At 53.4% G+C, this 23481-nt stretch carries 18 protein-coding genes and 3 pseudogenes; 11 read left to right on the plus strand and 10 right to left on the minus strand.

What is annotated here, in order from left to right:
• Positions 1-35 precede the first annotated feature (35 nt).
• From BW09_RS06785 to BW09_RS06805, 5 genes and pseudogenes are all read right to left on the minus strand, one after another.
• Positions 36-560: a helix-turn-helix domain-containing protein gene (locus BW09_RS06785; RefSeq protein WP_140463061.1), complete on the minus strand. Its 525-nt coding sequence runs from the start codon at positions 558-560 to the stop codon at positions 36-38.
• 623 nt (positions 561-1183) lie between these two features.
• A pseudogene (locus tag BW09_RS11155) lies at positions 1184-1303 on the minus strand (excalibur calcium-binding domain-containing protein); the annotation flags it as partial.
• 467 nt (positions 1304-1770) lie between these two features.
• Positions 1771-3039 carry an ISL3 family transposase gene (locus BW09_RS06795; protein ID WP_140464818.1) on the minus strand — a complete coding sequence of 423 codons (1269 nt, stop codon included), beginning with the start codon at positions 3037-3039 and terminating at the stop codon, positions 1771-1773.
• A 138-nt stretch (positions 3040-3177) separates the two neighbouring features.
• The gene (locus BW09_RS06800) at positions 3178-3507 is read right to left on the minus strand and encodes a PASTA domain-containing protein (RefSeq protein WP_181161715.1); all 330 of its coding nucleotides are present in this window, start codon (positions 3505-3507) and stop codon (positions 3178-3180) included.
• A gap of 215 nt (positions 3508-3722) precedes the next feature.
• Positions 3723-3938: pseudogene (locus BW09_RS06805) on the minus strand (glycosyl transferase); the annotation flags it as partial.
• Between the two features lie 935 nt (positions 3939-4873).
• Here BW09_RS06805 and BW09_RS06810 point away from each other — a divergent pair.
• The 4 genes from BW09_RS06810 to BW09_RS06825 all read left to right on the plus strand — a co-directional run bounded on the left by BW09_RS06810 (position 4874) and on the right by BW09_RS06825 (position 7109).
• Positions 4874-5125, plus strand: a complete 252-nt coding sequence (locus BW09_RS06810) for an ATP/GTP-binding protein (RefSeq protein WP_140464089.1) — start codon at positions 4874-4876, stop codon at positions 5123-5125.
• A 197-nt stretch (positions 5126-5322) separates the two neighbouring features.
• The gene (locus BW09_RS06815) at positions 5323-5568 is read left to right on the plus strand and encodes an RICIN domain-containing protein (protein ID WP_181162089.1); all 246 of its coding nucleotides are present in this window, start codon (positions 5323-5325) and stop codon (positions 5566-5568) included.
• A 197-nt stretch (positions 5569-5765) separates the two neighbouring features.
• A complete protein-coding gene (locus BW09_RS06820; RefSeq protein WP_140464093.1) occupies positions 5766-6566 on the plus strand; it encodes a hypothetical protein in 801 nt (266 codons plus the stop codon).
• Between the two features lie 174 nt (positions 6567-6740).
• Complete coding sequence (locus BW09_RS06825) at positions 6741-7109, plus strand: hypothetical protein (protein ID WP_375137568.1); 369 nt, start codon at positions 6741-6743, stop codon at positions 7107-7109.
• Between the two features lie 77 nt (positions 7110-7186).
• On the opposite strand, the pseudogene BW09_RS06830 reads toward BW09_RS06825, so the two are convergent.
• Positions 7187-7753 (minus strand): annotated as a pseudogene (locus BW09_RS06830) (glycosyl transferase); the annotation flags it as partial.
• 50 nt (positions 7754-7803) lie between these two features.
• A complete protein-coding gene (locus BW09_RS06835; protein ID WP_140464098.1) occupies positions 7804-8520 on the minus strand; it encodes a glycosyltransferase family 2 protein in 717 nt (238 codons plus the stop codon).
• A 303-nt stretch (positions 8521-8823) separates the two neighbouring features.
• Between BW09_RS06835 and BW09_RS06840 the strand changes: the two genes are divergently transcribed.
• The 7 genes from BW09_RS06840 to BW09_RS06870 all read left to right on the plus strand — a co-directional run bounded on the left by BW09_RS06840 (position 8824) and on the right by BW09_RS06870 (position 19809).
• A complete protein-coding gene (locus BW09_RS06840) occupies positions 8824-11022 on the plus strand; it encodes a hypothetical protein (RefSeq protein ID WP_258185017.1) in 2199 nt (732 codons plus the stop codon).
• Positions 11023-11071: 49 nt separating this feature from the next.
• Positions 11072-12094, plus strand: a complete 1023-nt coding sequence (rfbB, locus tag BW09_RS06845; RefSeq protein ID WP_140464100.1) for a dTDP-glucose 4,6-dehydratase — start codon at positions 11072-11074, stop codon at positions 12092-12094.
• A 6-nt stretch (positions 12095-12100) separates the two neighbouring features.
• Positions 12101-13555 carry a sugar nucleotide-binding protein gene (locus BW09_RS06850; protein ID WP_140464102.1) on the plus strand — a complete coding sequence of 485 codons (1455 nt, stop codon included), beginning with the start codon at positions 12101-12103 and terminating at the stop codon, positions 13553-13555.
• A 224-nt stretch (positions 13556-13779) separates the two neighbouring features.
• Positions 13780-15417, plus strand: a complete 1638-nt coding sequence (locus BW09_RS06855; RefSeq protein WP_140464104.1) for an RNA-binding domain-containing protein — start codon at positions 13780-13782, stop codon at positions 15415-15417.
• 131 nt (positions 15418-15548) lie between these two features.
• Positions 15549-16445 (plus strand): glucose-1-phosphate thymidylyltransferase RfbA, encoded by an 897-nt coding sequence (gene rfbA, locus BW09_RS06860; protein ID WP_140464106.1) that lies wholly within the window; start codon positions 15549-15551, stop codon positions 16443-16445.
• 20 nt (positions 16446-16465) lie between these two features.
• A complete protein-coding gene (locus BW09_RS06865) occupies positions 16466-17767 on the plus strand; it encodes a glycosyltransferase family 2 protein (protein ID WP_140464820.1) in 1302 nt (433 codons plus the stop codon).
• An 80-nt stretch (positions 17768-17847) separates the two neighbouring features.
• Positions 17848-19809 carry a rhamnan synthesis F family protein gene (locus BW09_RS06870; protein WP_044089844.1) on the plus strand — a complete coding sequence of 654 codons (1962 nt, stop codon included), beginning with the start codon at positions 17848-17850 and terminating at the stop codon, positions 19807-19809.
• A gap of 74 nt (positions 19810-19883) precedes the next feature.
• Here BW09_RS06870 and BW09_RS06875 read toward each other — a convergent pair whose 3' ends face one another.
• The 3 genes from BW09_RS06875 to BW09_RS06885 all read right to left on the minus strand — a co-directional run bounded on the left by BW09_RS06875 (position 19884) and on the right by BW09_RS06885 (position 23061).
• Complete coding sequence (locus BW09_RS06875; protein ID WP_140462932.1) at positions 19884-21143, minus strand: ABC transporter ATP-binding protein; 1260 nt, start codon at positions 21141-21143, stop codon at positions 19884-19886.
• Positions 21143-21973: an ABC transporter permease gene (locus BW09_RS06880; protein WP_044089847.1), complete on the minus strand. Its 831-nt coding sequence runs from the start codon at positions 21971-21973 to the stop codon at positions 21143-21145. Before BW09_RS06880 ends, BW09_RS06875 begins: the two co-directional genes overlap by 1 nt.
• A gap of 122 nt (positions 21974-22095) precedes the next feature.
• Positions 22096-23061, minus strand: coding sequence for a glycosyltransferase family A protein (locus BW09_RS06885; RefSeq protein ID WP_258185018.1), 966 nt, complete (start codon positions 23059-23061; stop codon positions 22096-22098).
• Positions 23062-23481 lie beyond the last annotated feature (420 nt).

Here is a 23481-nt window from a genome sequence, read left to right on the forward strand (position 1 = left end):
GCTCGGGAACTCCTTATCCGCGGATGCCTGCGGGCTCATGAGATAAGGGGGTTGTCGAGCGTCGCCTGCGGGTTCTCGTCCGCGGCGATGCCGTCGAAAACGGCCAGATTCTCTTGATGGCGCGTCTCGGCGTACCTCTGCAGGTCGGCGAGCAGCACTCGGCGGTGGCGGCCGACTTTCTCGAACGGAATCTTCCCCTGTTCCAGCAGTTTCACCAACGTCGGACGGGACACTCCGAGGAAATCGGCCGCGTCCTGGGTGGTCAGCTGCGTGTCGTACGGAGCGACGAACACGGCCTTGCCGCGCGCAAGCTGATCGGCCACCTGCAGCAGGGCGTTCGCCAACTCAGGAGTCAGGGGACGGGCCGGCCTGCCGGGCACTTTGAGTGTCGCTACGGGAAAGTCGGGCTGCGCCGCCATCTCGGCGAACCGGCTGTCGACGGTCTTGGCGGGGTCCTCCGGAAGGCTGGACAGCGCCTCCCTGATATCCAGAAGCTGCTTACGGTCATCCACATTCGGCATATATGTCGCAGAATCCTTGGCGATGCTTCGCGTCCCCATAGTCATTCCTTCCCGTTCCCGAGCCATCAGCTCCTGCAATGGATGCTTGAACTCATCCATCATAGTCATTAAACGAAATATTCGCAAATCCGATGTCTGCTTGTTTCCTGTGAGAGTCGGTGGAGTGGAGAGAGCTTGCTGGAATGTTGGCGCCACGCCATGTGTCGTCATGGTCTGTGCCACGCTGGTGCATTTGTGGTGGTTTTGCGCGTTCGTGGCGGTGTTTCCTGTCCCTGTGGAGGTGTCGATCGATTGACGCGCCTACAGGGGCGGGATTTCGTGTCCCGGTAGCGGTTTTTCGCATGTTTTGCGCTTCAGGGACGGATTGATGGCACTGAGTGCGGCCTGTGTGCCGGCCGTCGACGTGGGCGGGTAGTCGAAAACCGCGGAATTCCGCCGTTTCCTGCGACCGGGTTCCGAGGTGCCGATGGCATTGCCGTGCCGGCGTTGTCCCTGTAGCCGCAAAACGGCCGTTCGGGGCTACAGGGACGAGAAAACCTGTCCCTGTAGCGAGTCCGAGATGATTTCTGCGCTTCCGGGACAATGACTGCCGATATTCCTGTTGGGCGGTTCATCGTCAGGTAATGCCTGTTGGACCCTGACGATTACTCTCATGCTGTCGTTTACTCACAGGCTATGCCATCTCGATCCCGGTCAAGCTTGGTGGAGTATCCGGGCTGACTTTGATATAGCGGGGCTGCGCCGGCGGCTCGTGCTGCATCGCAATTAGCGTAATACACGTTCTGCTGGGCCTGCTGCTGTTGCAGTGCTTGTTGACGAGCTTGCTCTTCTGCTTGGCGCTGGGCTTCAGCCGCAGCGGCCTCGGCTTGTTTCCTTGCCTGCTCCTCATCTGCGGCTTTCTTCGCGGCTTCTTCTTCGGCAGCTTGCCGGGCGGCTTCTTCTTCCTTCTTTTTGGACTCTTCCTCGGCCTTTTTCTTAGCTTCTTCCGCTTTGATGTCGCTTTCCTTACGCACGTTGATGATGGGCTTGTCTCCATCGGTTACTGATTGGATGATCCAGTTGGATGCCATAAGGACCATTTTGCCGGTGTCGCTTTTTACCTCGTAATCTTCTTCGGTGAAGCCGGCGTCCTTGAGGGCTTTCTTTGCATCCGATAGAGAAAGGCCTTTTTCGGCAATGTTAGCGATTCGTGAAACATCTGGCTCTTCGGGTGTTTGTGTGGGTGTGGAGCACTGGTCCGGCCTTCTGGTTATTGGCGTCCGGGGAGTTGGAGGTCAAGTCCTCCGCATTTGAGCATGACGAGGCTGATGAGGTTGTCGAGGTTGCGGTAGCCGTAGCCGATCTTGATGGTGGTCTTGATCTTGTTGTTGATGGCCTCGAGCCTGGCGTTGGACAGTCCGGAACGGATGGTTGTGAGGATGTCGAAGTGGCGTCTGGCGATCTTCTCGCCGAGCGGGACGAATCCCGGGATGCCGGACAGGAACGCGTCCGCGGCCCATTGGCGCAGCATGGGCGCGGCCTCGTCCGCCGTCTGCTTGAGGATCATCCTGAGGCGTTCCTTGAGCTTGTACGCCTCCCAGAGGGTCTCGTTGGTGTTCGCCACGCACTCCAATTGGGCCTTCTGGCCGGCGGTCAGGTCGCCCTCGTTCTTCAGCAGCGCCCATCTGGCGCCCTTGATCGGGTCCTTGGCGCCTTTCCGGGTCGTGCCGGTCTTTCTGGCCTCGCGCCATGCGGCGGTTCGGACCTTGTCGAGCGCGTCGGTCGCCCAGGACACGATGTGGAACCCGTCGAGGATGCGTTCGGCCTGCGGGCACCAGCGGAACGCGCACTCGTCGATCCACCGCGCCCCGTCGCCGGTGATCACCTGGATGGATGCGCGCTGGGCCGGCGTCAGCTGCTGGAAGAACAGGTCGAAGACCTTCTCCCCGTGCCCCGGGTGCATCCAGACCACGCGCCCGCGGTCGTGGTCGATGACCACGGTCATGTACTTGTGGCCCTTCCGGTAGCTGGTCTCGTCCACGCCGATGGAACGCAGATGGTCGAACAGGCCGGCGCCCTGTTCGGCGCGCAGGTCGTCGGCCACGCGCCGGCAGATCGGCCCCACGCTCTTCCAGTCGACGCGAGTCAGGGCCGACACGGCGCTGCGCGGCGCGTGCACGCTCAGCCACGCGACCTGTTGCTCGAAGTCATACGTGTACGCGCTCTTGCGTCTCGCCCACGGCACCATCGCGACCGTCACGCCATGCCCGGCGCAGGCCACGCGCCGAGGCGCGTACTCCAGGAAAAGCCTCGCGCAGCCGATGTCGAGATGCCGCCATCGTCGCGTGGGCAGACGGTCATACGGCCGGCCATGCCCGCCGCATTCGGCGCACCGGCCCGTGTCCCTCGCATACGGGCGGACCGGGACGACGACGGTCTCACGGCCGGTGCGATCCCGTTCGATGCGGGGCGTGCCGATCACGACGTTGGCGGGCAGATGCAGCATGCGCTTGAGCGCGCCGGCTGATATGGTGGGCACAGGCGTTCCTCTGTTCTTCGGTTCTATTTCTTGGCGGAAACAAACCTAACAGGCGAACGCCCCTTCCATACCCGCATACACAAAAGCCCCGGCCACAACGCCGAGGCTCAACACCCCACCACACAAACTGGCGAAGGCTCAAACATCTTTGCTGATTGTCAAGGTGATTGTGGTGCTCGCGCTGGTCGAATCGCCGGCTTGGGGATCCTGCGAAAGGACTATCCACTCTTTTTCATCTGCATCTTTGCCGTCTTTGTCTACTGACGTTATGTTGCTAAAACCTTGATCTCGCAAGATGTCGTGTGCTTCAGACAGGGCTTTTCCAGTGACGTCAGGAACCGTGATTCTCGGTGATTCGGAGCAGCCGCTCAGTGTTAATCCGATGAGCAGCACAATCGCAATGGTGGCGAGCCGGATGTGTAGCCCGGCACGTTTGGAATAATTGATAATGGCGGGATGACGAGTCATGGTACCTCTCCTCATTCATCAATGAAATGATGCTAATTCTTCATTGAATTAGCATCAGTATACTGAAAATGAACGAAAATGAACAAGGATATATTGAAAGCACAGCAGTGTCAACGATGAATAACGACATGAGCCGCGATGATGCCAATTATGTTGAATCCTGGTTTGATGTACTGTAGGCGTTTTGGAAGTGGCAATCCTCAAGGTTGTCTGCTTCAGGGGTGCTTCAGATATGCGTATTTGTTGGTTTTCGTTACGAAGGCCTTGCGGTTGTTTTTGGCGATGACGTCGAGGATGATGCCGGTGACGATGAGCAGCAGACCGACGATGACGAGCATGATGGCACCGATCAGTGTGGGGAAGTGCGCGACCATGCCGGTGCCGACGAATTCCGCCGTGACCAGCCCGCACAGCACGACGCTGATGATGCCTCTGCCTGATGCTCGTCCGCTTGATTGTTGCTATTTGCTTCGTAACTGCATGTTTGGGGTATGATTCCTCAGAATCGTTGGAATTCCGCCGAAATGTTATTTGCTTGGTATTTGCTTCCGCGTGAGTCGTCGTGCTCTCGAGCAGCGCTTTCGACATCATTCCGCTGGCTATGCTTGCTGCAATCTTGCCGGTATCTTGTCAGTATCTCATCATTATCTCATCATTATCTTTTCATGATGAGATATATCTTTTCATCGGTGAGAAGATAAGGTGAGAAGATAAGAAGACGCTTCCATCCGATAGGGTGCACGTTTGTGCTTTGCATTCCTTGACATGGAGTGATGGGACATGAGCGGTGCAAGTACGGCTGTCACATTGTCTCGCAGACGTTCGGCAAGATGGTTCATGCTTGGATTGCATCATGCAATGAATGCAATCCAAGCGCCGGTATGATACCACCATGATCTCCTCTGATACGAAGAGGAGGGGATGGAAGTTGGCTTCCATCCCCTCCCAGGGTCTCACGCCATCTGCGAGGCAATCCATCCCGTCTTCACGTGATGGTGACACGGCCTTCCGCATTCCAGCGGTTTCGCCCGGCCAGTGGACTACACCTTCCTAACGGTTCAAGGCTTACGCCCGTGAAGGTATCCGGCAGTGACCTAGCAAGCCAACTCCGCCAACCCGACCGGACGGCAAGTCGGTTGGGGAAGGCCTCATTAAGCTTGTTGATATGGATGACAGCCGATACATTCCGACAACCTCAACCAACGTATGTTGATTCTGCGCAGAGCACATGCAATGTCAACGGTGAATGACGACATGAGCTGCGAGGATGCCAATGACCAGGCCGGGTTCGCACTTCACCGGCCGATTGCGCCCTGCCCGCGCTTGCCGTCCTGCTGCCCCCGGCCTCCTATAGTGTGGTTTCGATGTGGTAGCGTGGCCGGTGTTTGGATTCCATGTAGATTTTGCCGCTACTGGTTCCGCTGATCGTCTCATCGATCCCGACCAGGTGTGGTTGGTGGAGAAGAGCAAGGACGGAGCGTCCGAGCTGTACCCGGTGACTGATCTGAAGGTGCGCAGGGAAGAGAATGTCGGCAGGAACTATCTCAATGGCGTGTATGGTGCCATCCCGAAGCCGGCGTTCCACTCCTTGTTCGCCAGAATCATCGGGGGGCGGTGATTCCAAGTGAGCCGCAGAAAAGACAGGAAAGCTGTTCCACGGCATGGTCGTAACGCGCGGCGTCATGCCCGTACAAGGGCGAAGCGCTACCTCGTCGTCTGCGGAGGGCAGTCAACGGAACCTGAGTACTTCGAGCATTGCAATTCGTTGATGGGCTCGGGAGCCGTCGGATGGGAGATCGTGGGTTCGTTATTGTCTTGAGTCGGATCAACGGCATCAGCGGGAGCGTGGATCTGAACGCGTTCGGGTACAAGACGTATCAGGCTGCGATCGATGTGCGCAATCAGACGGCGATCAGCATCCCCAACGGCACGTACAAGATCGCATCCGCGAAGAAATCCTCCGCCGTGCTGGACGTGTCCGGCGGTTCCACGGCGAACGCCGCGAACGTGCAGTTGTACGCCGGCAACGACACCGACGCGCAGAAGTGGGTGGTGAAGTAGCGGATTAAGTGTTTCGCGAAGCCCTGGAATGACGTGGGCGGGTTTGGGGGAGCCGTTCCACGCCATTCCATGGCTGAATTGGCTTGTTGTCGCGTACACTGGGGACAGCGATGACAGCGATGACGCCCGATCAGTTCTCGTTCGTTTTCGCGGAGCCCTTATAAGCTGATGCCATGTGAGTAGGGAGGAGGTACGCCATGAGCAGCGATGATTTCAGATTCGAGCTGGATTGCGCTCGGGAACGCGTAACTCCGAGGACGCTGAATCAGGCGGTGTCCGTATTCAGCAAGGTGTTGTCTGCGGCGGATGCGTCCGATTGGCGCGTTTCCAGTGTGGAGTTGCACAGTATTGCTCTTGCGGCTAGGCCGACAGTGGTTGACGAGAATGCGGAACGGGCATTTGGTGCTTTGAATGATTTCACGAATATGGCCACTAGAGTTACGGAAAACGATGCAAACCGAGAGGAGATTTCCCGGTTCGGCGGGATTTGGTCGCCGATGAGTGATTTGATCAAGGAAACCGGAGCGGATATCACTGTTGTCTCGCGTGATGTGGAAGGTGTTTTTACTCCTGTGCTGATGGCGAATGTCAGTAGGCTATTGGTTCGCAGCGCGCGTCGTTCGTTCGGCCATGTGCGAGGTAGAGTGGATAAGATTATTTTGCAGCCCACGCATCGTACTCTTGGTCTTGTTGATTGTGTCACTCAGAACCGTGTCGACGCGAAGTTCGGAACGGAATTGGATTCGGTTGTCCAGCAAATCCAAATGGGTATGGAAGTCGATATACGAGGCTTTGCACGTGTCAGTGACGGAGTGCTGCTGTCTATGGAGGCTGAGGAAATAGAAATCACGCCGGCCAAGCACCATGCGCTTGTTACTGCGGAGAACCTTGAAGGCACAATTGGTATGGATTTCACTGGTGGACTTGGCTCCGTCGATTTCGTATCTGCACTGCGTGACAGTGATGTCGACGATGCTACGACGGGAGCGGAACGATGAACGGTAGTGATACTTCGCAGAACTATCCGAAGCGTGCCGTGGTGGATACGAACGTCATCGTCAATGTGACGCTCGGTGTGGCGGATACCTACCACTGACCCATCGTATCTGCCCCGTTCCAAGCGTCTGCTCAATGATGGCATTGCCGGCAAATTGGAGCTATTGTTGCCGTCAATGGTGATGATTGAACTGTCCAGCAACTTTATCGTTCGTTCCGGCAGAGCCGGGCAATCCCGTTCAGAAGAACGGTGCCATAAAAGGCAACTGCTGCAGTGGTGCCGTGACAGCGACTTGTTCATGGTTGATTTGACGGCGAATGCTGCCGGGTGGTTCAGCGAAACGCCGGCAGTGCAGGACTTATGTCCGGGGGATGCCGCGATTCTTGCCAGTGCTCATTACGCGCATGCCACGCATGTCTACACATGGGATGACAAGTTCATCGCCACGGTGCGTAAAGCTCGTGAATCTGGACAGACCGATATCGTTGCGTGTAATCCTCCGGAACTACCTCCTGTACAGGGAGAGCTGGGGCTGGCGGATTAGCTATGCATTGTGGGAAGTGCGCTCGGAACGCGTGCTCCCCACAATGCTGTTTCGCTGAGTGTTCTGCAGCGCTTGCCTCAGTGCCGCTTTAGATATGCGAACTTGTTGGCGTCCACCACGAAGGTCTTGCGGTCGTTTTTGGCGATGACGTCGAGGATGATGCCGGTGACGATAAGCAGCAGACCGACGATGACGAGCATGATGGCACCGATCAGTGTGGGGAAGTGGGCGACCATGCCAGTGCCGACGAATTCGGCGGTGACCAGCCCGCACAGCACGACGCCGATGATGCCGATGATCAGGCCGAGCCCGCCGAAGAAGGGCAGCGGCTTGTATTCGCGGATCATGCGGAAGATGGTGCTCATCACCTTGATGCCGTCGCCCACGGTGTTGAGTTTGGAGACCGAGCCTTCGGGCCGGTCGCGGTACTGAATCGGCATCTCGTAGAGGCGCAGATTGTTGTTGAGCGAGTGGATGGTCATCTCGGTTTCGATTTCGAAGCCGCGTGAAAGCACCGGGTAAGTCTTGACGAACGTGAAGTTGAAGGCACGGTAGCCGGTCATGATGTCGGTGACGTGCGCGCCGAACAGTCCGTTGATGGAGTCGCGCACAAGACGGTTGCCGAAGTTGTGGAACGGGCGTTTGTAGCGTTATTGCTTTGACGGCTTAACGCGGTGTGAGGCGACTGTCCATCTCAGTCCCAAGGCTGAATATCTTTTCGTTTGATGAATCTATTCCGGGCAATCCACAACATGTGTCTGAGCCCCGTTTTCAGATAATTCTGTTTCGTCTCCCCATATCTGATTTTTTGGACAACCTTTAATTCCTTAAACTGCGTATGGAGTGCTTCGTATGCGTTTAGTTTGATTTGGGGAGAAAGGTTCCAATCACCTTCAGTCAGGTGAAGAGAATCTACCACATCTTTGGTGAAAACCCACATTCCTGACAAGGAGTCATGGATGTGCAAGCCGTAAAGAAGTCGAATTTCGATGTTGAGTGCTCGAACGCCAAGTTGAAGCGCGAAAGGTATGTTTTTGTCAGGGTAACGCGTGCATGATGCAAACGATATACCGCTGCTCTGCATGGTTTGCCATAGCTGTGGCACATCCTCGATTGGGTAAGTGCCATCAGAATCCGCGCATACAATGACATCGCCGGAGGCTGCCTTGATGCCAGTCATGTAGGCATAGCCATATCCAATGCCATCGGCAGTTCGATCATCCTGCAAGAGCTTAAAGCGAGGCGTTGTTTTTTCCACCTGCTGTCCAACTTCTACGGTGTTATCTGTGGATTTATTGCTGACGCAGATTATCTCGTCAAAGAAGTCTGGGATTTCGCTGATGAAATCAGCGAGGAACGAGGCTTCGTTACGACACGGCATAACTAGGGATACGTTCCTACCGTTTAGCATAGCTCTATAACTCCTTGGTGTGTCTAACTAGCTGCCAGTAGAGCAAGTGTACAGCATCTTCCAAGCTGCTCTTTAGTATTATATGCGGCAAGAGTTGTTACCTCGTCGGAGAGTCGTATTTTGTTGTGTATTGGAGTCGGTAGGGTAGTGAACAGACTTGGGTCGTGGTTTTTCTTCGAATCTTGCTACTTAACCGGCTCTTCGCAGGTCTCTTCGCAGGGTGCTCTCGCAGGGGATATCAAATATGAAGATAGATACATGCTTAATGGCAAGTTTTTAGGATATTGAGAGGAATGCTTGACAGTGGGATTCTGGTTTAATGACAATAAGGATGTGGATTCATATAAACGTTGGATCCTGAGTATCGTTCTGGTAATAATCGCATCTGTAGGTTGTGCGGTTGTATTTGCCGTGAAGGCGATTCCTGTATTGCAGGAAGTATTTTTTAATTTAATTTCCTCTAATACTATACTGATAACAATTATTGCTCTTCGCGCCTGTATAGCGTCAATGTTTTTTATGTTAATCATTTCGTGCGTCGTGTATGGGTCGAGCAAGGTGGGGCTATTTTTGCATTCACGTCGATTATTGTTCGGTTTCATACTGGTAATTGGTGCAGTAATCCTTAATATTAATGGCTCATCGTTAGGCATGTGGAATTACTGGCTCGGGCATGATGCGTCTGTGGGTGTTGTGTGGGGTACGCCTCGCGCTATTAGAACTGATGAATATGCGACAGGAACCCCTTTTGCATTCGCCCAAGAATATGAGCATTATGATTACTTTAATGGTTTAATTAGCGGTAATCCTGCAGATATGTTTATGAATAATAAGTATGCGCCGGTATGGACGCCTGCGGAAATCTTCCGTCCGTTCCACTGGGGCTACCTTCTGTTGGGAAGCGAGAGGGGACTTGCATTCTACTGGGCAGCCCGTCTCGTTGTGCTGTTCCTTGCTGCATATGAGTTTTTCCTGACTGTTTCCAACAATGGTAAAGGTGAGGAGCATAAAGGCATTGCATGTTTGGGAGCCGTGCTTATCACTTTCGCTCCGCTGACTCAATGGTGGTTTGCGGTGAACTCATTGCCGGAAATGCTCATCGCTGTCTTTGTATCTATCGTTTGCTTCGATAGATATCTTGGTGGGAATCGTACTATGATTCGAGCTATTTATGTCGGAGTGATATTGCTGTGCGCAGGCATGTTCATATTGAGCTTGTATCCTGCGTGGCAGATTCCTCTGGCTTATTTGCTTGTGCTACTTATTATTTGCACAGTGGTGCGGCATTGGGGGAATATTCGTTTCTCCGGCAAGGACATTCTCGTTCTTGTGGCTGAGATCGTTGTGTTTTGCGTCATTTTGGCATCGGCATTCGTGATGTCTTGGGACACCATTCAGACGACGCTTCACACCGCTTATCCTGGAGCAAGGCAGTCCACGGGTGGCGGGCTCAATCCTCTCGTACTTGTCTCATCAGTAAGTTCATTGTTCCTTCCTTTCAAAGAGTGGATCAGCGTTCCGGGAATCGAGTTTTCGAATGCCACCGAGGTATCGGCGTTTGTTGATTTATTCCCTGTGGGTATAGTCCTCGCTGTGATCAATATGATCAGGAACAAGAAGGTCGACGTCCTCAATACATGCGTAATTGGACTTGTCGCTTTCTTTACGTTGTTTGCTTGCGTTGGATTCCCGTTAGGACTTTCAAAAATACTGTTCCTGACCCCCGTCACCTCCAGCAGAACCATTGTGGTTTTCGGTGTGGCGAATATTATTCTGCTGATTCGCGCGGCATCGCAGAACACTCGGGAAACCAACATGCGCGTAGTGATTCCAGTCGTGTTGGTTTACGCTGTGGTTATTGCTGCGATAAACCACTTCACCTACCCCCTGTATATGGGGCGCCTGTTGACCGCCGGCTGTGCCGTCATTGTTGCCGTTCTCTCATTCTCTTTCATTGCGGGTAATCAGAGAATCGTCAGCAATGTTGCGGTCCCGTTATCGATACTCGGCATGGTTGCTTCAGGAATGTCGGTAAACCCTATCCAATATGGAGCTGCTCCGCTTACCCAACAGCCGCTGACTCGACAGATACAGGATTTGCAGCAGAACAGTACAGGTATGTGGGTCGCTGATGGAGACGATAGCGCAAGACTGGCTAATCTGTTGGTGGCGAATGGGATTAAAACCCTCAATGCTTTGGAAGTCGTACCGGATTTGAATACATGGAAAACTCTGGATACGTCTGGCAAGTGGGAGAATACATACAACCGGTACGCCTACATTGCTGTTCAAATTCAGCAGAGTGAGGCGACAGAACCCTTTAGACTGGATTTTGGAGATGCCTTTACGCTTCAGGTCACTCCCGCTCAATTGCACAAACTTGGTGTGAGCAACGTGCTTTCTACCCAGAAGCTTGATGAGATGCAATTCGACGGATACCGTTTTGACCGAATCGGCAAGACGATTGACGGCCGTACTCCATACAGGCTAGTGGAAAACTGACCTTATAGACCCTGCATCTTATGGCACACCTGGCGGTATGCTGAATGCTATGGCTGATGAAGTTTTTACTCCTCATAACATCATTGTGACCGGTGGCTGTGGGTTCATCGGGTCGAATTTCGTGCATTACGTGTACAACAACCATCCGGACGTGCATGTGACCGTATTGGACGCGTTGACGTATGCGGGCAATCTGGAGAACATCAAGGGCATCCTGGGTGACCGGGTGGAGTTCGTGCACGGCAACATCTGCGACGCGGAGCTGCTGGACAGGCTGGTTCCGGGTCATGACGCGATCGTGCATTACGCGGCCGAGTCGCATAACGACAACAGCATCGCGAACCCGGAGCCGTTTTTGAAGACGAACGTGGAGGGCACGTTCCGTCTGCTGGAGGCGTGCCGCAAGTACGATGTGCGCTACCACCACGTCTCCACCGACGAGGTGTACGGCGACCTCGCGCTGGACGACCCCGCCAAGTTCACGGAGGAGACCCCGTACCATCCCTCCAGCCCGTATTCGTCGACGAAGGCGTCGTCGGACCTGCTGGTGCGCGCCTGGCACCGCACGTTCGGCATCCGCGCCACGATCTCGAACTGCAGCAACAATTATGGCCCGTACCAGCATGTGGAGAAGTTCATCCCCCGTCAGATCACGAACATCCTCGACGGCATGCGTCCGAAACTGTACGGGCAGGGTCTGAACGTGCGTGACTGGATCCACACGGACGACCATTCCACGGGCGTGTGGACGATCCTGACGAAGGGCCGGGTCGGCGAGACGTATCTGATCGGCGCGAACGGGGAGAAGAACAACATCACCGTGCTGCGCATGATCCTGAGGATGATGGGCCAGAGCGAGGACGCGTTCGACTGGGTGAGGGACCGTCCGGGCCATGACCGCCGGTACGCGATCGACTCGACCAAATTGCAGACCGAGCTCGGTTGGAAGCCGAAGCATACGGACTTCGAGTCCGGTTTGGAGCGGACCATCCAGTGGTATACGGACAACCGCGCCTGGTGGGAGCCCGCGAAGGCCGCCACCGAAGCCAAGTACAAGCAGCAGGGACAGTGATCGGGTATGTCGTTTGAGTTCGAGAAGGAATTGAGAGTCACGGAGACGAATATCCCGGGTTTGCTGGTGTTCGATCTGCCGGTGCATGGGGACAGTCGTGGCTGGTTCAAGGAGAACTGGCAGCGGCAGAAGATGATGGCGTTGGGTCTGCCGGATTTCGGTCCGGTGCAGAACAACATCAGCTATAACGCGAAGAAGGGCGTGACGCGCGGCATCCATGCGGAGCCGTGGGACAAGTACATCTCGATCGCGGCGGGCGAGATCTTCGGCGCGTGGGTGGACCTCAGGCCGGGCGAGAGTTTCGGCCAGGTGTTCACGACCCGGTTGGATCCGTCGAAGGCGATTTATGTGCCGCGTGGCGTGGGCAACAGCTTCCAGGCGTTGCAGGACGGGACCGTGTACACGTATCTGGTGAACGCGCATTGGAGCCTGGAGCAGAAGAGGACCTATACGTTCGTGAACCTCGCGGACCCGGAGCTGGACATCCAATGGCCCATCCCGTTGGAAGAGTCGGAGCGCAGCGAGGCGGACCTGCATCATCCGATGCTCAGGGACGCCAAGCCCATGGCGCCGAAGCGCACCCTGGTGACGGGTTGCAACGGGCAGTTGGGTCATGCTATCCGCGCGTATGCGGAGGCGCATGGTCTTGAGGGCTTCGAGTATACGGACATCGACGAGTTCGACTTCTCCGACCCGAAGGCGTACGACAAGTATGACTGGAGCCTGTACGGGACGATCATCAACGCGGGCGCGTTCACGGCTGTGGACAGGGCGGAGACGGCGGAGGGCCGTCCGGTCGCGTGGAAGGCGAACGCGCAGGGGCCGGCCCTTTTGGCCCGGGTGGCGAGGGAGCATCACATCACGCTGGTGCACGTGAGCTCCGATTACGTGTTCGACGGGACCGCCGAGGAGCATACGGAGACGGAGGCGTTCGCCCCGTTGGGCGTGTACGGCCAGACCAAGGCGGCCGGTGACATCGCGGTGGCCAACGCGCCGGAGCATTACATCCTGCGTTCCAGCTGGGTGATCGGCGAGGGTCATAACTTCGTGAAGACGATGATGGGCCTGTCCGACCGTGTGGCCGACCCCGAGGACAAGTTGGAGCAGGTGACGGTGGTGGACGACCAGTACGGTCGTCTGACGTTCACGCGTGACATGGCGGAGGCGATCTTCCACTTGTTGGACAGCCATGCGCCGTATGGTACGTACAACCTGACGGGTTCGGGCGAGGTGAAAAGCTGGGCTGACATCGCCCGTGAGGTGTTCGACCTGACGAACGGGAACGGGGGGAAGGTCAAGCCGATCAGCACGACTGAGTATTTCGCGAACGCGAAGAACCCGGTCAGCCCAAGGCCCACGCATAGCGCGCTCGACCTGTCCAAGATCGAGGCCGCCGGCTACACGCCCGCCGACTGGCAGGAAAGCCTCAAAGCCTACGTAAAGAAAGAACTCAACAAATAAGTCTTTGCGCGGATAGCAGCCGACGGCGTATGTGCTGTACGAGAAGCGGTTCTCCCCAGACGGAGAGCCGCTTCTCGTATTCATTCGCAATGGTATGTAGTTGCGGAGTGATGTGGTCTCGTCGGTTTCCCGCATATCCTTTCAGTATCTTATCATCGATGATAAGATAATTTACCATGATAAGATAATGATAAGATACTGAAGAGATATGAGAGGCGAGTGCCATGCTATTGCCGCAGAAGGAATCAATCCGGGTGGAGTTCAAGAGCGAGCGAACGGGTCCCGTTGATGATTCCGTGATTATCAACAACATGGTTGCGTTTGCGAATACGCAAGGCGGAACGTTATATCTCGGTATTGAGGATGACGGCACTGTGACGGGTGTGAGCAAGAAACATCGCAACATCAACCAGTTGGCCGCATATGTGTTCAACAACACCGTCCCTCCAGTGCAAGTACGCCCTTCGGTTATCAATGATTCCTGCGGACTCCAGGTCGTGAGCATCTCGGTGGACGAATCGCAGCAGCTGATTTGCACCAAGGGTGGCCGTGTGATTCAACGCGTGTTGAAGGCAGATGGCGAACCTGAGAATGTGACCATGTATCCATATGAGTTCATATCACGTCTTTCCGGCATCGGGCAGTACGATTACAGTGCGCAGCCGGCTCCGGATTCCTCTCTGAATGATTTGGACGGCGATGCTCGAAATATGCTGCGGGAAGGAATCGCTAGGACCCATGCCGATGATCAGTTGCTGGCTCTGGCGGACGCCGAGTTCGATGGGGCGACGGGTCTGGTCACTCGTGACATCAAAGACGGCATTGTTAGACCGAGTGTTGCGGGCATCGTAACCATTGGTACACATCATGCGTTGAGACGAACAATGCCAACTGCCACCGCGACGTTTCAGGTGATGCGCGACGGGTCTCCGGTGGTGGATGAGACGCTTCGTCTGCCTTTGGTGGCGATGCTTGCGCGCATTGAAGAGCTGCTTGCACCTTGGAACACACAGACGGAGGTCATGCTGGGGCCACGGCATGCCGTTTTTTATGACATTGATCGAAGTGCTTTCCGTGAGGCGATGGTGAACGCATTCTGCCATCGGGATTACACGCTGCTTGGTCCGGTTCGATTTCAGATGGATGAGGCGGGCCTTACGATAGCCAATCCCGGTGGGTTTATGCGAGGCGTGAGCTTTGAGAATTTGCTCACTGTATCGCCGACTCCGCGGAACCGACAGCTTGCCGATGTGCTCAAGCGCTGCGGCTATGTTGAACGGACGGGACGTGGCATCGACCGCATCTTTGCTCGCACGGTAGCGGCTGGAAGGCCGTTGCCGGATTATTCGCAGTCCACTCCTGATGAAGTGGTGCTATTCTTCCGGAAGGCCAAGGTAGATGAAGGATTTGTCCGCATGGTCGATGCTCTTACTGAGAAACGACGCTCACCACTGCCGGTGGAAAGCCTCATCGTTGTTGCGGCATTGAACCAATACGGGACATTGACGGATGAAGACATTGCATTCAGGACGAGCATAGACCGCGAACGTGTGCAAATGGCGTTGGATGATTTGCGTTCGCTGGATGCTATTGAGGGCAACGGTAATCGGTATGCGTTAGTGGAGGAGAAAGAGAAAGACGCTGGCGATCCGGTGATTCTCAACACGCGGAGTTATCAGGAACGCTGCGCATCAGTGTTGGATTATATTCGTCAGGCAGGTGGAGCGACCTCGGTTTCCCAGATGGCTCGACATTTCGGGGTGAGTTACGCTACTGCGTCCCGCCTTCTTAAACGTATGCAGGATGATGGCATGGTTCGGCGCGATGGCGCCGCCAGAAGTTCAAGGTATTCCGTGGCATGAAGTTTACCTGTACCCGCTGTATGCGATGAAACCGCACAGACTTTCTGTCCGGTTCGATGCGGTGGAAGGTTATGGGTAAGCTAAGTACGGTTGAAAATATCGTGCGCTGTAACAGGAAAGCAGGTAGGAACATGAAGGGCATCATTCTCGCCGGCGGGTCGGGTACGAGGCTGTATCCGTTGACGACGGTGACATCGAAGCAGCTGCTCCCGGTGTACGACAAGCCGATGATCTACTACCCGCTGAGCGTGCTCATGATGGCGGGCATCCGCGACATCCTCATTATCTCCACGCCGAAGGATCTACCGAACTTTGAGCGTCTGCTTGGCGATGGCTCTCAGTACGGTGTGAACTTCTCCTACAAAGTGCAGCCATCTCCCGATGGACTTGCTCAGGCGTTCATCTTGGGCGAGGAGTTCATCGCGGGCGAGCCCTGCGCGCTGGTGCTCGGCGACAACATCTTCTACGGCAACGGCCTCGGCCGCACGCTGCGCAAGGCCGCAGCCGTGGAGCATGGTGCCACGGTGTTCGGCTATTACGTGGACGATCCCGAGCGTTACGGCGTGGTCGAGTTTGATGAGCATAAGAAGGCCATTTCCATCGTGGAGAAGCCCGAGCATCCTGCCAGCAACTATGCTGTGACCGGTCTGTATTTCTATGATGCGCGTGTCACCGAGTTCGCCAAGCAGGTCAAGCCTTCGGCTCGTGGAGAGCTGGAAATCACCGACCTCAACAGGATGTACCTCGAAGACGGGACCTTGAACGTGCAGACGCTTGGCCGCGGCTACGCTTGGCTGGACACCGGCACGATGGATTCCCTGTACGAGGCAGGCGAGTTCGTCCGCACCGTGCAGCGCGCGCAGGGACTGCCTATCGCCGTGGCCGAGGAAATCGCCTACGAGAACGGGTGGATTTCCAAGGACGAGCTCCTCGAATCCGCCGAGCGGTATGGCAAGAGCCCGTACGGCAAGCATCTTAAGGACGTGGCGGACGACAAGATCATCGTCAAGTCGCGCGAAGAACGCTGACATAGCAGAGGTATAGCTGTATGCTGCCCCTTTTTTCTTTTGTTGTCATTGCCTATAACGTCGAGCGATATATTGGCCGTTGCTTACAGAGCATTAAGGCTCAGACGGTTCAGGATTTTGAAGTCATTGTGGTCAATGATGCGAGCAAAGATGGCACTCTTTCGGTAATACAGCAAGAAGTAAAGGGAGACAGTCGTTTCCGTGTAGTGAACAAAAGCCAAAATGAGGGTGCTCATTTGGCACGACGCGCTGGCGCGTTGTCATCCACCGGACGATATGTGATTTTCGTCGATGGAGATGACGCAGTTACGCGGAATTGTCTCGAGTTGCTTCAGCCGGTGCTGACCAATAATAGCTACGATTTTCTTCGCTTCGGACGCAACGTCATACCGTTGGGTACTTCGGAGTCAGATATTGCTTTCTCATATGCCAATGAGGAGATGTTCAACCAAGGAGATTGCGTACTCTCAGGATTAGAGATACTGCTGAGCATTTTTTCGCAACGTAATCATCGTTACACGTGGAGCATCATCGATTGTGCATTCAATGGTGAATTTGTTCGGCAGGGTTTTCAAGAGATGACTGATTATCCGCTTGGACGCATGCAGGATTCGTATGAGATGTTTGTATTGTGTTCAAAAGCGCAGATTGTACGCATGATTCCTGATATCCGTGGATTGAAATACTATCTTGGAGCTGGAGTTTCGGGTAGGTCTAAAGAATCTGTAGATAAATTCAATTATCTTCAGCAATCAGCTCGCCAAGATATTGAATACGTTGCTTCATATGCGCGAACATGTGATGATTCCACTACTAATGATTGTGCAAGTTGGCTGAAGCAGGAATATCTGAGAATTATCGGAAATGAGTGGGTGACGAGGTTGTCGCCAGATGTTCAGACAGAGGCCGTGATCCGGCTTATGCTTACATGGCCGGCAGAAGACGTGTATAGCATTGTGTTGGGTCCGATAATGGCGAGAGGTCAATGGCTGCTTACACAAGACTCCATTCCTGTGGATGATGACGAGTTTTATCGTTGGGGCCGCCTTCTCGATGATCGGGTACTGCCAAAGATGGACTCTTCTGCGGCTCTTGCATATCGGGAGTTATGTTCGAAGGTTGACAGCCATGTTGTTGCCTTGAAGCAGAAACGCGAAGAGCGCCAGCGGGAGGAAGCAAGACAGAAAGAACTACTGGAAGCGCAGAAAAGAGCTGAGCGAAGTGCTCTTGCGCGTTGTGCAGACACGGTGATTCCAGAAGGTTCATTGCCTAGAGATGTGATTCGTCTGGTTCGCATGCATCTGCATAACAAGGGAAAATAAGTGTTTTATGTCATACAGCCTTATGCCATACAGTCTGATGGAAGGAAGGGAATAAGAACGTGAGCGTTGAGAATACGCATATGCATCGTCTGGGTATTTACTGTTTTTATGACAATCAAGGTCGAGCTGCACGATTCATCAAGCCTTTTCTCGATGACTTGATGAATAATATCGATGATCTGGTTGTGGTGGTGAATGGGAAGCTTGACGAACAGGCCCGACGTCTGTTCCAGAACTATACTCAGGACATTATTGTTCGTGAGAATAAGGGACTTGATGTCGCTGCTTACAAGCAGGCCATTCTTACCCTCGGCTGGGAAAAGCTCGAGTCCTATGATGAAGTGATCTGCCTGAACGACACCGTCATGGGACCGGTGTATCCGTTCCGAGAGATGTTCCATGTCATGGATGCAAAGCCCGTGGATTTCTGGGGTATCACTGCATACGCGGGTGAGATGGTCAACAAGGAAGTCATCCCCACGCATTTGCAAGCCTATTGGCATGCATACCGTCGTTCGCTGGTCTCATCACCCGCTTTCCACGAATATTGGGAGACCATGCCGTTGTGGAAGGATTATGCCGAGGTCACCCGTAAGCATGAGATGACTTTCACCAAGCATTTTGCCGACCTGGGGTTCACCTGGGCTTCGTACATCGATTGGCGTAAATACAAGGGTTACTCGTCATACCCATTGCTGTATATGCCCAAGCTGCTGATTAGCGACGACCGCTGCCCAGTGTTCAAGCGTCGTTCCTTCTTCGTGGACTACAGCGCGTATTTTGACCAGACTGCCGGCCAGCCCGCTCTGGATCTGTTCGATTACTTGCGTGATCATACCGATTACGACACGGATATGATTTGGGATGCAGTGCTTTCAGGCCACAATATCGACGATATCCGCAAAGCTATGCATCTGGATTACGTTTTGCCAACGCAGGCGCTGAATCCTCGTACGCATGATAAACCACGTTCAGCGTTCATCTACCATGTATACTTCATGGATTTGTTGGAGGACACATGCCATTACATTGCTTCACTGCCTGACGAGACCGATCTGTATATCACTTCTACCGAGAATAAGATTCCGCAGATTCGTGACTATATGCAACAGCACGGTGTTAGCCATCCTGCCACTTTTATTCCGGTGGTGAACCGTGGTCGTGATGTCTCTGCGCTGCTGGTTGCAGCTTGTCCGGTGGTATTGAGCGGGAAATATGATATCGTCGGCTTCGCACACGACAAGAAGTCGAGTCAGAATCAGGAAAATGGACACCACGGCACTGAGAGCCAGGGCTTCGCCTATAAGCTGATGGAAAACACGCTTGGCAGCAAGGCGTATGTAGAGAATATTCTGACGCTATTCGCGGAGAATCCGCGACTCGGCCAAGTAGCTCCTACGCCGCCGTACCATGCCCTGTATTTTGCGCACACCATTCCAGCGGATTGGGGCGCGAACTATGACATCACCAAAGAGCTTCTGGAAGAGCGGCTCAATATTCATGTCCCGCTTTCGCCATATAAGCCCACGGCATCAGCTATCGGCTCGTGCTATTGGTTCCGTGTAGAAGCATTGAAGCCCCTGTTTGAATACGGTTGGAAGTATGAGGACTTCCTGCCGGAGGGACAAATGGGTGAAGATGGTACCGTTTCACACGCGATTGAACGTGCCAATGGATATATCTGCCAGTCGCAGGGATATTACCCGGCATGGGTACTTTCCGATCGATATGCGCGCATTGAGGTCGATTCGTTGTTCTACACCACGGCAATGATGATGGGTTCGTCAGTGGAAGCACGTCGAGGGGAATCCCTCCTCAGCAACATGTATGGCCTGCATGCGGCAACCACTCGTTTCAGGACACTCAAAGCAGCCAAGCATCGTGTGCATCTGGGTCTACAGGCAGTGGCTGCGCAGACGGTACGCAAGCTTCCCGAGCCAGCTCAAAACGTGATTTATACGGCCGCATGGACGCCAATCAGCGCAGTGCGATACGTGCTGGGACAGTTGCGTGCTGGTGTGCGATATTTGCGCAAGCATTAAAGCAAAAAGCTAAGTCGGTTTCGCTCCATATTGGAATGAAACCGACTTAGCTTTTTCTGCTCAACTGGGTGGAATCAATCTAGCTGTGTGACATGCATTGTGTTTTTGTTCAATAATGCATAGCCGTTATTTCCCGGAATACGCAACGCAAAATCGAGTGAACGATTTTCATCGGTATAGGCAAGCTGCTGGTTTGATTTGACATTGTCAGGATCTGGCAAGATGCGCAGTTGAGCTGTAATACGGTAATTTCCATTGCAGATAGCATTGAGCGGCAACTCGAATGTTGCGGTTTGGTGTCCACGTTTCGTTTGTTGTAATTCGGCTGCTGTGTCATACACAATACCGCCGCGTTGCATATCCAGTACCGTGAGGATGAGATAGAAAGCTACCTTTTCGTTGAATTCATATTCAACATGGAATCGGAACGGATCACTGGTCTTGACCAGTGGCGAACTATCTGCTCGTACCTCCAGTTTGGGCACGCGCTCGCTTAAACCTGCTGGATATTGTCCTTCCGAAAGCTGCTCTTCTTGTGATTTCTTTGTTGATTTCAGATTCTCGAGAGTGTACTGATCGGCGACATCATTTTTGTTGCCAGAAACTACAATCTCACCATTTTTGATGAGAATCGCTTTATCGCAATATTTCTTTACCGCATCCATAGAATGAGTTACTAGGATAACGGTCTTGCTCGGATCATGCTTGATCTGGGAGAAGAAATTGTCGCATTTGCGCTGGAATGCTTCGTCTCCGACGGCCAGAACCTCATCGAGTACAAGAATATCGCCTTGCGCTTTGATAGCCACAGAGAAGGCAAGACGTACCTGCATGCCGGAAGAATAGTTCTTGAGCTTCTGATCCATGAATTCGCCAAGTTCGGCGAAATCCACGATATCGTCGTACATGGCGTCGATTTCTTCGCGGGTGAATCCGAGTAATGCACCATTGAGATATACGTTTTCGCGCCCTGTGAGTTCCGGATTAAAACCAACACCAAGCTCGATGAACGGTACCAGCTTTCCTTTGACTGTTACCTTACCTTGTTCGGGTTTGTAAATCTGAGAGATGATTTTCAGCAGTGTTGATTTGCCGGAGCCGTTACGCCCGACAATGCCGAAGAAATCTCCTTGGTGCACTTCAAAATTGATATCTCGCAGCACATGCTGTTCGGTGTATCCTTTAATGCCACGGGTCCAGTTCAGAAATGCCATTTTGAGACCTGTGGCCTGCTCGGTGGGCAAGCGGAAGTATTTGGCTACATGCTCGACCTTTAAAACAACTGGACGAGTATCGTTGGTGGCAGCAGTGTCGATTGTGTTGTTGCCGGACATTAGAGCACCTCCGCGAATTTGGCGCTGTACTTACGGAATACGTGAATGCCTAGCCAGAGGATCACAATGGAGCTGACGTAGGGGATCAGGCATAGCCACTTGTTATTCACTGTGGTCCAAACGGTCGGGATATATTCCGGTGAAAGCAGGTTGTGGCGAATATCCATAATGGTTTGGGTGGTGGGCATCAGCATCATTACTTTTGCTGCCCATCCAAAACCACGGTCGACCACCATTGAAATCGGGTAGATGATAGGGGTGGCATAGAACATTGCTTGCAGAACCACTTCCCAGATATGGCCGATATCTCGGAAATATACATACAAGGATCCAAGCAGCAGCGCCACTCCGAGAGAGATGGCATAGAGCTGGACGATGCTGGGAATTACGAGTAATACGCGCCATGTGTAATGTGCATGGGCAAATGTGCCGAAAAGAATAACCACTCCGAGATTGATGGCCAAAGAGATCATTGACCCCATGGTTGTGGATGCCACGATAATGTAGTTAGGGAAATGGATCTTACGCAGCAAGTCGCCACGATCAACGATGGAACGCATTCCCATGCCGGTGGATTCCGAGAAGAACTGCCACAAGCAGGTGCCGCACAATAGCGAAATAGGGAAAGTCGGAGTGCCATCCGAGAACTTCAAGAATTTGACGAATACCATGTACATCACAGCGAACAGCATGAGAGGCTGAAGCACGGACCACAGTACACCTAGGAACGATCCTTGATATCGCAGTTTGAAATTGGTTTTCACCAGCTCTTTGAAAACCACCAATGCATAGTGGTAGCGAGCCTGAAGTCTGTTGACTAGTTGCTTCACAAGCGTTCCATTCTACAAACGACAACAATGGCTGCCTGTTGGGCAGCGCAGTCTTCACTAGTTCCGCCTATTCTATGGGCTGGGGTAAACGCGACGCAGATACTGTGCCAGACATGCGGAAGCTATTGACGAGTGGCATCGTCCATGAGCTCATCAAAGCTGTCGTCTCTGACAATATCGGCGAAATCTCCGTTCAACGCTCTGCGAATCGTAGGGTATGCAAGTATCTGTTTAATTACTTTGTCGTTTCCGCCTGCGCTGTTTGTGCTCCAAAGAGCTTCTGTCTGTGAGTTTGGTACAAAACCGATACGGTTTTGAGTCCGTGCTTCTTCGGCGGAAATCAAAGAGATTACTTGGTTCGTTGTTGCAGAGACAACGGGAATACTGCCTATAACTTGCATGACCTTTATCCAGATGTCGTCTGCCCGCAGCGCCGTATCGCGAATTGCCTGCATATCAAACGTCTCCGGAGGCATGATGTGGGGTGGAAACAAGGTACCAGCACCGTTCGTTCCGAACAAACGCATCGAAGGCCGATCCAGCATTGCCGGATAATGTGCTGGCGCTTCAAAAATCCATTCGTTATACGGCTTAAGCGAGCCATCTACATTGAAGGTGATTAGATGAGTGCGAATCGATACGACCGCCTCAGGATGAGCCTGATGTGCCGCCACCAATTCAGAGATATATGTATTGGGGTATATCATGTCATCATCAAAAGTGATGACTAGATCATGAGTAAACTCCTGAAGTGCCCAATAGTATTTCTTATGAGGCTTCAAATCCTCTGTTACCCAGCGTATTTGTACATCATGAGCGAGTAAATGCGTAAGTGTCGCAGGCAAATCCTTTTCGCGGTTTGGGAAATCACCCTCATAAAGCCAAAGAACCACCTTATCCGGCAACATTTTCTGAGCCAGAATCGAACGAATCGACTCGTGGATAGTAGCAATCCGAGGTGGGTAAGAGGTCAACGAAACAATGATGCGTTGCTTTCTTCTGAGACGCCGAGCAGCGTGCGTCAATGTACGTCGTAGCTTGTTCTTTGATTCCCACAACCAGATGCGGGTATTCGCGTATATTCCCATAATAAACAAGAATACAGTGGAATGAAGTTCGGGACGGCTTCTGGTCTGCTGCTTACTGGCAATCCCCAAGAGTAACTCAGGTTTACGCCGTTTCAAAACAGTACGATGGGAGGGATTCCAGAGAAAGGCTGAAAGCAATGGAAATGTGGATATGCGAGTATGTTAAATCTACTTTGGGAAGAGGATTTAGGAGGGTGTCTTCTTGGCACTGGGCTCGTTTGCCTGAGCTTGGCGAGTATATTGCCACGCAGGCAGGCGTGCTCGAAGTGCGTGAGATTATCTGTGAAAATGAATGTGGCCCGCAGCACCCTACTTATATCGTTGGTGTGATAAGACGGTGACTACTTCATGTTCTTGACCTTGGCATCATAGACATGCTTTTCAAGCAGTCGAATCTGTCGGGTCGCGGCACAGTGGAGT

The sequence above is a fragment of the Bifidobacterium sp. UTCIF-1 genome, assembly GCF_006408915.1.
Taxonomy (GTDB): domain Bacteria; phylum Actinomycetota; class Actinomycetes; order Actinomycetales; family Bifidobacteriaceae; genus Bifidobacterium; species Bifidobacterium reuteri.